10 protein-coding genes are annotated in these 11911 nt (G+C 40.7%); 9 read left to right on the forward strand and 1 reads right to left on the reverse strand.

All coding sequences use genetic code 11. The features are described 5' to 3' along the window. Positions 1-69 precede the first annotated feature (69 nt). The gene (gmk, locus tag NFS18_RS15015) at positions 70-747 is read left to right on the forward strand and encodes a guanylate kinase (RefSeq protein WP_251391718.1); all 678 of its coding nucleotides are present in this window, start codon (positions 70-72) and stop codon (positions 745-747) included. A 308-nt stretch (positions 748-1055) separates the two neighbouring features. On the opposite strand, the gene NFS18_RS15020 is transcribed toward gmk, so the two are convergent. Continuing rightward, complete coding sequence (locus NFS18_RS15020) at positions 1056-2279, reverse strand: argininosuccinate synthase (protein WP_251391720.1); 1224 nt, start codon at positions 2277-2279, stop codon at positions 1056-1058. Between the two features lie 396 nt (positions 2280-2675). On the opposite strand from NFS18_RS15020, the gene NFS18_RS15025 reads away from it, so the two are divergent. The 8 genes from NFS18_RS15025 to NFS18_RS15060 all read left to right on the forward strand — a co-directional run bounded on the left by NFS18_RS15025 (position 2676) and on the right by NFS18_RS15060 (position 11853). Further along, complete coding sequence (locus NFS18_RS15025; RefSeq protein ID WP_251391722.1) at positions 2676-3341, forward strand: DUF4867 family protein; 666 nt, start codon at positions 2676-2678, stop codon at positions 3339-3341. Between the two features lie 354 nt (positions 3342-3695). Next, the gene (locus tag NFS18_RS15030; protein ID WP_251391724.1) at positions 3696-4778 is read left to right on the forward strand and encodes a LacI family DNA-binding transcriptional regulator; all 1083 of its coding nucleotides are present in this window, start codon (positions 3696-3698) and stop codon (positions 4776-4778) included. A gap of 78 nt (positions 4779-4856) precedes the next feature. Continuing rightward, positions 4857-6077 carry an L-rhamnose isomerase gene (locus tag NFS18_RS15035; protein ID WP_251391727.1) on the forward strand — a complete coding sequence of 407 codons (1221 nt, stop codon included), beginning with the start codon at positions 4857-4859 and terminating at the stop codon, positions 6075-6077. A 34-nt stretch (positions 6078-6111) separates the two neighbouring features. After that, entirely contained in the window at positions 6112-7074 is a 963-nt protein-coding gene (locus NFS18_RS15040) for an aldo/keto reductase (RefSeq protein ID WP_251391729.1), read from the forward strand. A gap of 38 nt (positions 7075-7112) precedes the next feature. Continuing rightward, on the forward strand, positions 7113-8603 hold the full coding sequence (locus NFS18_RS15045; RefSeq protein WP_251391731.1) for a sugar ABC transporter ATP-binding protein: 1491 nt from the start codon (positions 7113-7115) through the stop codon (positions 8601-8603). 21 nt (positions 8604-8624) lie between these two features. Then, entirely contained in the window at positions 8625-9608 is a 984-nt protein-coding gene (locus NFS18_RS15050; RefSeq protein WP_251391733.1) for an ABC transporter permease, read from the forward strand. Then, positions 9608-10591 carry an ABC transporter permease gene (locus NFS18_RS15055; RefSeq protein WP_251391735.1) on the forward strand — a complete coding sequence of 328 codons (984 nt, stop codon included), beginning with the start codon at positions 9608-9610 and terminating at the stop codon, positions 10589-10591. Before NFS18_RS15050 ends, NFS18_RS15055 begins: the two co-directional genes overlap by 1 nt. Before the next feature lie 83 nt (positions 10592-10674). Then, on the forward strand, positions 10675-11853 hold the full coding sequence (locus NFS18_RS15060) for an autoinducer 2 ABC transporter substrate-binding protein (RefSeq protein ID WP_251391737.1): 1179 nt from the start codon (positions 10675-10677) through the stop codon (positions 11851-11853). The last annotated feature ends 58 nt before the right edge of the window (positions 11854-11911 follow it).

Genomic DNA, 11911 nt, shown 5'->3' on the forward strand with positions numbered 1-11911 from the left:
TTGTGTTTATGATGAGTTATTTGTATAATCAAATTAGCGAATGTGACCTATAAGAAGGGAGAGATTATATTGAGTACAGAAAAACAATATTTTGAAAAAATAGCGGAGCATGGACAGCTGATCGTTATTTCAGGTCCAAGTGAAGTAGGAAAGCGTACACTGATCAAGGCATATATGGATCAGCATCCCAATGCGTACAGATGTACTACAGTAACGACACGCCAGCCGCGGGCGGACGAAGAAGAAGGAAGAGAGCACTATTTCCTATCTAATACAGAGTTTGACAGAATGGTCCGTTCTCATCAGCTTTTGGAGTACAGTTACTATAACAGAAGCGGATATGGCACACCGCGCAAAGCAGTGGATGAGGCAAGAACTCAGGGAAGAAACGTGATTTTGATTGCGGATATTATGGGGGCGATGAAAATTCGGGCTATGTGTCCGGATGCGACGTTGATTTTTATTTTACCGAGAACATGGGATGAGCTGGAAGACCGTGTGCGCGAGCGACATATGGATAATGATGAAGTGATCGAAGAACACTTGCTTGCAGCACAGGAACAAATTCTTTGCGCAGAACAGTATGATTATATACTGATTAATGATACAGTAGAAGACACAGTTCGGAGAATGGGACAGATTATCCACGGTAACCGCTATAGCAGAAATAGCATGAATACATTTATGGAAAGCTACATAGCAAGTGAAATTCAGTCCGATCTTGCAGACGAACTCCGTGCGCTATAGTAATTTAATTTGAACACTATTGCAAGCTGTGTTTTGTGGACAATAGTTACAGTTCAGCATAGGAGTTTGCACTTGCTGCAAACTCCGTAAAAATGTGTGCTGGAGAAATAGAATCCGCCCTTTCACCGCAGGTGAACTTAAAATAGGGCGGATTCCGTAACAATGCAGCCGAAAGGCTGAACTGTTACGGACAATAAAGTTGAAGAAAAGTATATGTTGACAAAAACCGACACTCTTTTGAAAATAAATTCCACTATTGTATAAAAGTATGAGGGACAGATATAGTAATCTGTCCCCCGACTATACAATTATTCATCCAACATTCCCTGCATCTTCATAGCACGTACTTTCAGTGGAAGACCGAACAGAGTGATGAATCCATCGGCATCATGATGGTCATACAAGTCACCTGTTGTGAAACTTGCCAGTGACTCGCTGTAGAGGGAGTACGGAGAGGTCTCACCTGCTTTAATGATATTTCCTTTGTAAAGTTTGAATTTTACTTCACCTGTTACGTACTGTTGTGTTACATCAATGAAAGCCTGAATTGCCTCACGAAGCGGTGTGAACCATTTTCCTTCGTATACGATCTGGGCAAATTTATTTCCCATATCTTTCTTCACTTCATAAGTGGCACGGTCAAGTACCAGTTCTTCTAACTGCTGATGTGCTTCCATCAGGATGGTTCCGCCTGGTGTTTCATATACGCCGCGGGACTTCATGCCCACAACACGGTTCTCTACGATATCTACGATTCCGATTCCGTGCTTTCCGCCGAGAGTGTTCAGTTCTGTAATGATTTCAGAAACTTTCATAGTCTTGCCGTTCAATGTCTTCGGCACACCTGCTTCAAATGTCATGGTTACATATTCTGCTTCGTCTGGCGCTTTCTCAGGAGAAACCCCAAGTACGAGCAGATCATCATAGTTCGGTTCACAAGCCGGATCTTCCAGTTCCAGACCTTCATGGCTGATGTGCCACAGGTTACGGTCACGGCTGTAGCTGTGTTTTGTATCAAACGGGAGATTAATTCCGTGTGCCTGACAGTATTCAATCTCTTCTTCGCGGGACTGCATCGTCCAGATATCTGTCATACGCCATGGGGCAATGATCTTTAAGTCCGGTGCAAGAGCCTTGATTCCAAGTTCAAAACGAATCTGGTCATTTCCTTTTCCGGTAGCACCGTGGCAGATAGCAGTAGCTCCCTCCTTACGCGCAATTTCTACAAGTCGTTTTGCGATAACCGGACGTGCCATGGAAGTACCGAGCAGGTATTTGTTTTCGTAAACAGCGCCTGCCTTTACGCATGGCATAATGTAGTCATCGCAGAATTCATCGATGATATTTTCAATATATAATTTAGAAGCGCCGGAGAGCTTTGCACGTTCCTCCAGTCCATCCAGTTCTTCGCCTTGTCCGCAGTCGATACAGCAGCAGATGACCTCATAGTCAAAATTCTCCTTTAACCATGGGATGATTGCGGTTGTGTCCAGTCCGCCTGAATATGCCAGTACAACTTTTTCTTTACTCATAATGATTTCCTCCTGAAATATTTTTATAATATTTGATATCTGAATTTAAATATATTTATGTATGTTCTGCAGGAAGAAAATAATAGCTTCCATATGCTTCCCGTGGAACTATGAATTACTATACAACAAATTTTATATTTATGCAATAGAAAATGTAAAAAATTCATAATATACATTTTGGGTGTATGATTATGCACAAAAATAAGAAAATATACATTCGGATATATAATATCAGTAAAATTATTTCGTTTTTGTAAATTTGTGCATGGCTGAATAGTTATTGGAAAATTAAAATACACGAAAAATCAGTTTACAATTGGTAAGAAATATGATAAGTTGAAACAAAGAATAAGGAAAACGTTGTCAATAATAAAAAATGTATAGAGGAGAAGAAAAATGATAGAAGAAATCAGAAAGAAAAATGAAAAATATGACATTCAGCCGGTTGAAAATGAATCCTTTAGCAAATACGGCAGAGTGATTGAAGAAGTCAGTCTGCCGGAAATGGAAAAGTTTGTACGCAGCACAGACATGCCTGAGACGGAATTTTACGATCCTTGTACAGAGGTACTGATGAGTATGGGGAAAGAGACTGATTTGATACAGAACCACATTTATGGACAGATACCGTGTCAGATTGGATATTATAACGGCCGCTGTGACAGGTTAAATGCTGTTGAGTATCACAAGTGCAGTGAAGTGCTTGTACTTTTGGAAGATGCTGTTCTGATCGTTGCTACAATTACAGATATAAAGGATGAAATGCTGGATACTGCTAAAATGAAGTATTTTTATGTACAGAAGGGTACTTGCGTAGAACTGTATGCAACAACGCTGCATTGGGCGCCGTGTGCCGTTGGAGCAGAAGGGGTACGCCAGATTGTGATACAGGCGAAAGGGACAAATACACCGTTGCTGCATCCTGTAGAATTTCAAATTGAAGAGGATAAATATCTACTGGAGCGAAATAAGTGGGTGTTCATTCACGAAGAAGCAAAAGAAGTGATGTCAGAGAAGGCTTATGTGGGACTGTTGGGCGAAAACCCGGTCATCAGATATTAGCAGATCAGGCTGGTTCAGAGAGCATAAAAACTGTCTGACCAGCTTTTTAGATATGGGAAACTAAGAATAATATTGGTGGAATTTCCTGAAAATTGAAATATATTTTAAGAAATTCAGGTTATATGGAAAAGTGCACAAATTGATAGGAAAAAAATTATGAAAAATGTCGATATTGACATTTGGTATATTGAATGATACTATTTATACATCGAGAAAACGTTTTCCTAACAAAAATATCACACATATGCTAAAGCAGAAAAAGTAAAATATTAGATGAAAATACATGATTTTACAGCTGAATGCTAGTATAATAGAGATTAGATAATCTTTATATTAGTTACAGGAGACAGCCATATGAGTGAAGTTAACATAAAAGATGTTGCAAAAAAAGCAGGAGTAAGTATATCAACAGTATCAAGAGTGATTAATTCATCCAAGAATGTCAGCACGGAATTAAAAGTCCGGGTGGAACAGGCAATAGAGGATATGGGGTATTCTACAAATACGATAGCAAGAGGATTGAAGGTATCGAGGACAAAGGAAGTTGCTGTTATTATTACAGAGCTGAACCGAAGTTTTTTCACAAAGATTTTAGAGGGAATCAATCAGGAAGCGAACAAAAACGGGTATCAGATATTTGTTATGGAAACTCATGACTCACTGGAAAAGGAAATGCAGATTGTTTCCAATATTGCAGCCCGCTGGATGGATGGCATTATTATTGCATCCAGTGCATATGGTCATGAACGAAGTGTGAGGAAGTACATTGAACATCTGGGCAATCTACAGAAGAGAGAAGAAAGAATACCGGTAGTATCACTGGAATATGATTTGGAGCATCCTAATATCAATGCGGTAGTTGTGGATCATGAGAAGGCAGCTTACAATGCAGTCAATCATCTGATTCAGGCAGCCGGAAGAAAAAATATTATTAATGTGACACTGCCCAGAGGTCATTATATGGGCGAGCAGCGTGTAAAAGGTTACAAGCGGGCGCTGGAAGAAAACGGACTGGAATTTCCAGAAGAATGCGTGCTTGAGGGTGAATATACAACCTATAGTGGTTATAGGGTTGTAAAGGAAAGACTGAATAAGGGAAGCAAGTTTGACGGGATTTTTTGTGCCAATGACCAGATGGCAGTTGGTGCTATCAAAGCATGTGAAGAATCGGGACTCCGGGTGCCAGAGGATGTGGCAGTGATGGGAAATGACGATATTTTTGTGGCATCACTGTTAAAACCGTCATTATCAACGATTCATGTACCTCGTGGGAGAATGGGGATTCATGCAATGAAACGATTGATAGAGCTCATTGAAAATAAAAACGGGGGGAATTCCAAAAACAGAGTAATTACATTAGATACAGAGATTATCCCGAGAGAATCAACAGGTTCAGACGCGTATAACCGGATGGATTGGGCAGAATTAGACTGGTAAAAGGAAAATACGCCTCTATCAGGAGGCGTTATTTTATAAGATTAAGGAAAACGTTTTCCTAAAAGAAGGAGGATAAAAATGGGAAAAGCAGAGAAGAATTACAAAATTGCAAAAGAAGCCTATGCACAGATGGGGGTTGACACAGACAAGGTGTTGGAAAGTCTGAAAAAAACTCCAATTTCTGTACATTGCTGGCAGATTGATGATTTGACAGGATTTGAGGACTTTGACGCAGTTCTTTCTGGAGGTATTGCAGCATTCGGCAATGCTCCAGGAAAACCGAGAAGTAAAGAAGAGTTCAGAACAAATCTGAATAAAGCTCTTGATATGATACCGGGGGCGACCAAGCTTGCCCTTCATGCAGTGTATCTCGACACAGACAAAAAGGTAGAAAGAAATCAGATTTTACCGGAGCATTTTGCCAGTTGGGTAGATTATGCAAAAGAGAAAAAAATTGGTCTAGATTTTAATCCGACTTATTTCTCACATCCAATGGCTGACTCAGGCTGGACACTGGCAAGTAAGGATAAAGCAGTAAGAGAATACTGGATTGAACATGGAAAGAGATGCCGTGACATCGGTGAGTATTTTGGAAAAGAATTGGGTCAGGTTTGTATCACAAATCACTGGATTGGCGATGGTTATAAAGATTACACAGCGGATCAGCTTGCTCCCAGAGTGAGACTGAAAGAGTCTCTCGATGAGATTTTTGCAAAGCCAGTTGACAGAAAATATAATATTGACTCTGTTGAGAGCAAATTGTTTGGTCTTGGAAGTGAATATTATGTGCCGGGTTCACATGAGTTCTATACCAATTATGTAATGTCCAGCCACAATTGTATTCTGTGTATGGATGCGGGACATTTCCATCCTACTGAGCAGGTGTCTGCCAAGATTTCTTCATACATCGCATTTGGGGAGGAACTGATGCTTCATGTGAGCCGCCCTGTACGTTGGGATAGTGATCATGTAGTAGCCTTCGATGATGAAACAAAGGCAATTATGGAAGAGATTGTAAACTGCAATGCACTTGATAAGGTACATATAGGATTAGATTTCTTTGATGCAAGTATCAATAGAATTGCGGCAACTGTAATTGGTGCGAGAAATGCAAGAAAGGCTCTTTTGATGGCGCTTCTGAACCCGACAGAGACATTGAAGAAGGTGGAGGAAGAAGATAATCTTACAAAGCGACTGGCTCTTAGAGAAGAAATGAAGTCTATGCCGTTCAGCCTTGTATGGGATTACTTCTGTGAGACAGAGAATGTGCCGGGAAGTGAATGGGTAAAGAACTTATAAACAAATCATTAAGACAATAGCGGAGGTAAAGAGAATGAGTAAAAAAATTATGATTCCAGATACAGATATTGAGATTTTCCCGTTTGGACTGGGAACCGTTGATGCCGGGCTTCTTTGGGACGGAGCAGACGCAGATAAAATATTTGACGCATTTCTGGCAAATGGAGGAACATTGATTGATTCAGCACATGTTTATTCAGACTGGGTAAAACCGGAGAAGGCAAGAAGTGAAAGAGTGATTGGTGACTGGCTGGAGAGAAGCAAAAAGAGAAATCAGATTGTGCTTGTCACAAAGGGCGGTCATCCGGATATGACAGGAGAAAATCCAGATACGCATATCAGCAGAATGACAAAAACTGATATGGTGGAAGATCTGGAGTCTTCATTAAAACAGCTCAGAACAGATTTTATTGATATTTATTTCTATCATAGAGATGATCTGAATCAGCCGGTAGAAGATCTCATCGAAGTAATGGAAGGATTCAGAAGGGAAGGAAAGATCAGATATTATGGATGTTCTAACTGGACCACACCGAGAATGAGAGAGGCGGAAGCGTATTGCCATGCAAAAGGCTACAGAGGCTTTATTGCAAATCAGTGCCTTTTGAATCTTGGATACAAATATATGAATCCACTTCCGGATGATACTTTGGTGTATGTAGATCAGGAGATGCAGCAGTTCCACAAGGAAAATACAGGCAATCTGCTCATGCCGTATATGGGAGTGTGCAGTGGTTTCTTCCATATTTATGCAGCAAAGGGTGAGGATGCGGTGAAGAACAGCCCATATTATACGGAAGGAAATATGAAAGTTGCAAGACGTGTGATGGAACTTTGCACACATTATAATGCAACGGTTTCTCAGGTTGTTTTGGGATTCTTCGGACAGCAGGATTTTCACTGTGCACCGTTGTATGGTCCGCAGAATGTAGAACAGTTGGAAGAGGCAATGAAAGCCTTTGAAATTCCGTTTTGTAAAGACGATTATAATATCTAAAAACAAAAGAAAAGGTTTATTGGAAAGGAGTGAGTTGGATGAGCACGATCTTAAAGCTGGAACACATTTATAAGAGCTTTCCCGGCGTTAAAGCTTTGGATGACATGCAGATTGAACTGGAACAAGGCGAAATGCATGCGGTATGTGGGGAGAATGGAGCTGGAAAATCTACTCTTATGAAGGTAATCACCGGAGTATACAAAGCAGATAATGGAAACATGTATCTGAACGGTGAGAAGATTACTGTAAAAGAGCCGAATGATGCATACGGAAAGGGGATTGCGATCATTTTCCAGGAGACAAGTTTGTTCAAAGACCTGACGGTACTGGAAAATATGTTCATGGGACATGAACCTGTAAAGAGTATCTGTGGAATCAAGAATCTAGATTATGCTGCAATGTATAAAAAGGCAGATGAAATATTTGAATTTTTAGGAATTACAGATATTTCTTATGATGAAAAGATTGACAATCTTGGGGTTGCTGCAAAGCAGATGGTGGAAATTGCGAAGGCACTTACATATGATGCAAACATTCTGATTTTTGATGAACCTACGGCAGCTTTGACTAATAAGGAAGTGCGTTCTCTGTTTGAGACTATCGCGCGATTGAAAAAGCAGGGAATTTCTATGCTGTATATCAGCCACCGTATGGAAGAAATATTTGAGATTGCAGACCGTGTGACAGTTATCCGTGACGGTTCCTATGTAAGGACGGCTAACATTGGTGAGGTAACCGAGCAGCAGTTGATCGCATGGATGGTAGGACGTGAAATGGGAGACCTCTATCCAAAGGTTGAAGTTGAATTAGGAGAACCTGTTCTCAAGGTTAAGAACCTGAATAAGCCGGGACTTCTCGAAGATATCAGTTTTGAAGTACGTAAGGGCGAGATATTAGGATTCGCAGGACTTGCAGGGGCAGGGCGTACTGAAATTGCAGAATGTCTGTGTGGATTGATGAAGCATTACAGTGCAGATATTGAATTTATGGGAAAATCTTTCAAGGCAAAGAGCTACAGAGATGCAATTAAAGAAGGACTGATCTATGTGTCTGAGGACAGAAAAAAATATGGTCTGGTCGTACCGATGTCAATTAAAGAAAATATGACAATGTCTATTCTTTACCGCATTTCAAAGGGAAGCTTTATTGACTTTGCGGAAGAAGACAAGACAGTTGAGAAATACATGAAAGATCTGGGTGTAAAGGCTCCTGATAAAGACTTTGTCGTAGATAATCTTTCAGGTGGAAATCAACAGAAAGTACTTGTGGCAAAAGCGTTGTGTGCAAATCCGAGCCTTCTGATTCTGGATGAACCGACCCGGGGTGTTGATGTGGGTGCAAAGGCAGAGATACATAGAATTGTAAGTAACCTGGCGAAAGAAGGACTTTCTATTATCATGATCTCATCGGATATGCCGGAGCTTCTTGGTATGAGCGACAGAGTTGTAGTTATTAAAAACGGTAAAAAGACCGGAGAATTAGAGCGTAAGGACTTCTCTCAAGAGCAGGTTCTTGAGATGGCATTGTAGGAAGGGGGAAGAGTCGTGAATATGAAAAAGAAAAATCCAATTATAAGTTTCTTTACTTCCCGAGAAGGTATTCTGGCAATTTTTGTCGTGCTCTTCTTTGTGGTACTTACAGCAACTTCCAATCTGGGATCAGATATGTACTCATTTTTGAAGGACATATCTTACATGATCGTAGGTGGTCTGGCTTTGATGCTTGTTATTATGCTTGGTGAAATTGATATTTCATCTGGAACGGTGCTTGGTTTGATTGGTTTCTTCACCGGAAATCTGTTGAAAATGGGTGTTCCGATCCCGATCGTAGTACTTGTTGCGATGGCAGTGGGAATCGTAAATTCTGCAGTTATCGGATTTATTAATGTAAAATTTAAAGTGCCGTCAATGGTAGTATCACTGGCAATGGTTAAGCTGCATATCGGCATTTTCCCGTTGCTTCCGAATGCAGGATGGGTATCCAATATACCGAAGGAAATTACGGCTATCGGTAATACAAGAATTGCGGGTGTTGTACCGGCAATCCTGATTTTCTCTTTGATCATCCTTGTATTTTTCATCTGGTTTATGAAGTATACAAGATTCGGTAAGAAAATCTATGCGGTAGGCGGAAGTAAAGATTCTGCAAAGCTGGCAGGTGTCAATACGAATAAGGTTGTGTTTAAGACATTCCTTTTGTCTGGCGCACTTTTGGGAATTACTTCTATTATGTACTGGCTGCCTGCTTCACAGGTGCAGCCGTCAGGAACAAACGGATTAGAAATGTATTTTATTCCGATCGCAGTTGTAAGTGGTGTAAGTATTTTGGGCGGTACAGGTCGTCCGATCGGTATTCTGGTATCAGCTGTATTGATTGCTATGCTCCAGAGAGCATGTATCCTTTGGGGACTTGGAAATTCATGGCTATATCTGACATATGGTGTTGTTGTGCTGGTTGCGGTATATAGCTCAGTTACAGAGTTTTCATCTATATTTGGTAAAAAAGCGAAGGAATATAAAGGGGGTGCCGAGTAATGAAAAAGAAATTACATATTTCAAATAATATGATTTTGTTTGTTATCTTAATTTTGCTGATTATTTTATTCGGTGTACTGATTCCAGACGGTATCTTTTTCAACCCATCGGTTCTGATCGGAACAACTTCAGATATTGCTTATCTGGGAATTATGGCTCTGCCAATGACCTTTATCATTCTTACAGCTGGAATTGATTTATCTGTAGGTTTTTTGATGACTGCATCAGCAATGGTGTTTAGTAAGGTGTTTACAATGACTGAGAGTCTGACGGTGGGGATTATAGCTGCGCTGGCAGCAGGTATGCTGTTTGGATTTTTAAACGGCATTCTGGTAGCTAAGACAAAGATTCATTCATGGCTGGTTTCATTGGGAACAATGTATATTTTCCAGAGTGTGACATGGTTTATCGGTGGTTCGCATTCTTATGCGCCGGGAAATGCCCTGATTGATTTTGGAACAGGAAAGATTGCAGGAATCATACCGAATCAATTGATTATTCTGTTAATTTGTTTTTTGATATTTGAGCTTTTGGATACAAAATCAACCCTTGGAAGATATCTTCATGCGATTGGACATAATGAGTCCGCGGTAATTTATTCAGGTGTAAATGCAAAAATGATCCAATGTTTGATTTTCGTGATGATGGGTGTCATGTGTGCACTTGCAGGGCTTATGTTCCTTGGAAAGAGCTGGGAAGTAAATCAGACAACAGGTCTGAATATGAACATCGAGGTGATTACATTGGTTGTTCTTGGCGGAACAAGTGTTGCCGGAGGTGTCGGAAGTGTCAGAGGAACATTTATTGCAACATTGATCATCGGTGTATTGAAAAAGGGACTTGCTCTTATGGGGATGAGCGGTGATGTATACAATTTCATTCTGGGAGCAGTGCTTATCGTGGCATTGATCGCATTTGCTTATCTTGAGGTGCGTAAACGTCTTGCAAGCCGGGAGATGGCAGTGAAAAATATGAATGAGTAGCAGGGATGTCGGGGACGGAAGTGTTACATGAATGTTTAGCGGCAGCGGTCGCTTAACATAGAAAAGAAATGGAGGAAAGCGTTATGAAGAACATGAAAAAAGTGGTGGCAACAGGTATGACTGCATTGATGGTAATATCTATGGCAGCTTGTGGCTCAGGAGGCTCAGGAGAAGGCGGAGATGGTGGAGAACAGCTTAAGATTACACTGATTCCGAAGATTCGTCAGGAAGCATTTTGGAATGCTGTTGAATCAGGAGCACAGGCAGCAGCGGATGACTTGAATGTAAAGCTGACTATTCAGGGAGATCCGTCAGGATCTAATACAGCAGCAAAACAGGCTACTTATGTTGAGACTGCAACAGAAAAGGGAGAGGATGCCATCTGTTTCGCAGCGTTGGATTCTAACACTACAGACGCAGCTTTGCAGAATGCAATGAAAGCAGGAATCAAGGTCGTTGGATTTGATTCTGACCCGGGAGCAGAAGCAAGAGATTATTTTGTAAATCAGGCTGATCCGGAAGGAATTGCAGTTGCAGGACTTGATGATATTGCTGCTAAGATGGAAGAAAAGGGATTCACAGCTGATAAGAAGGCTATTGTATATCTTGTATCTACGAACCCCACAACACCAAACCAGAATACATGGATCGAGTACATCAAGAAAAATTACTTTAGTGATTATGAAATCCCAATGGGAGATGATGGTGCCATTGATTTTGACGCTGCAAAAGAGCAGACAAAAGCAGGCGGATTTACTGTAAATGATACATATGCACATTTGGACATTAAAGTTGATCCGGATTCAGAGATTATCTATGGAGCCGACGATTATCAGACTTCCAAGACACAAGTTGGAAACACACTGGCAGCACATCCAGAGACAAATGCGTTGTTTGTATTGACAACAAATGCTATTTCAGCAACATACGAGTCAATTACAGAGAAAGGACTTGAAGATAGCTGTATGTTCAATGGCCTTGCAGTTCCTGGAGACTCTGAGCAGTATCTTGAGGAAGGTGTAATGACAGAAGTTATTCTGTGGCAGGCATATGACCTTGGATATCTGGCTGTAAATGCAGCAGTAGAGGCAGTAAACGGAGACCTGACAGGAGATACATTCGTATCCGAATTATCCGGAAAAGATCAGGTAGAAGGAGTATCTGTATATCCGGAAGAAGGACACAAGATTTCTAATAACGAAATCATTCTGGGAAATCCGGCTGTTTTCACACTTGATACAGTTGATAAATTCAAAAGCTGATTGTATAATGTAAATATACATTAGTAATCCGCATGGGCGCCGCATACCCGGAATTGTC

This window comes from Mediterraneibacter agrestimuris (assembly GCF_943193195.1).
GTDB lineage: Bacteria > Bacillota > Clostridia > Lachnospirales > Lachnospiraceae > Schaedlerella > Schaedlerella agrestimuris.

Bases quoted from the DNA above. Each gene is read 5' to 3' on its own strand.
- NFS18_RS15020 (WP_251391720.1), bottom strand. From the start codon at position 2,279: ATGAGTAAAGAAAAAGTTGTACTGGCATATTCAGGCGGACTGGACACA.
- NFS18_RS15025 (WP_251391722.1), top strand. From the start codon at position 2,676: ATGATAGAAGAAATCAGAAAGAAAAATGAAAAATATGACATTCAGCCG.
- NFS18_RS15030 (WP_251391724.1), top strand. From the start codon at position 3,696: ATGAGTGAAGTTAACATAAAAGATGTTGCAAAAAAAGCAGGAGTAAGT.
- NFS18_RS15035 (WP_251391727.1), top strand. From the start codon at position 4,857: ATGGGAAAAGCAGAGAAGAATTACAAAATTGCAAAAGAAGCCTATGCA.
- NFS18_RS15040 (WP_251391729.1), top strand. From the start codon at position 6,112: ATGAGTAAAAAAATTATGATTCCAGATACAGATATTGAGATTTTCCCG.
- NFS18_RS15045 (WP_251391731.1), top strand. From the start codon at position 7,113: ATGAGCACGATCTTAAAGCTGGAACACATTTATAAGAGCTTTCCCGGC.
- NFS18_RS15050 (WP_251391733.1), top strand. From the start codon at position 8,625: ATGAAAAAGAAAAATCCAATTATAAGTTTCTTTACTTCCCGAGAAGGT.
- NFS18_RS15055 (WP_251391735.1), top strand. From the start codon at position 9,608: ATGAAAAAGAAATTACATATTTCAAATAATATGATTTTGTTTGTTATC.
- NFS18_RS15060 (WP_251391737.1), top strand. From the start codon at position 10,675: ATGAAGAACATGAAAAAAGTGGTGGCAACAGGTATGACTGCATTGATG.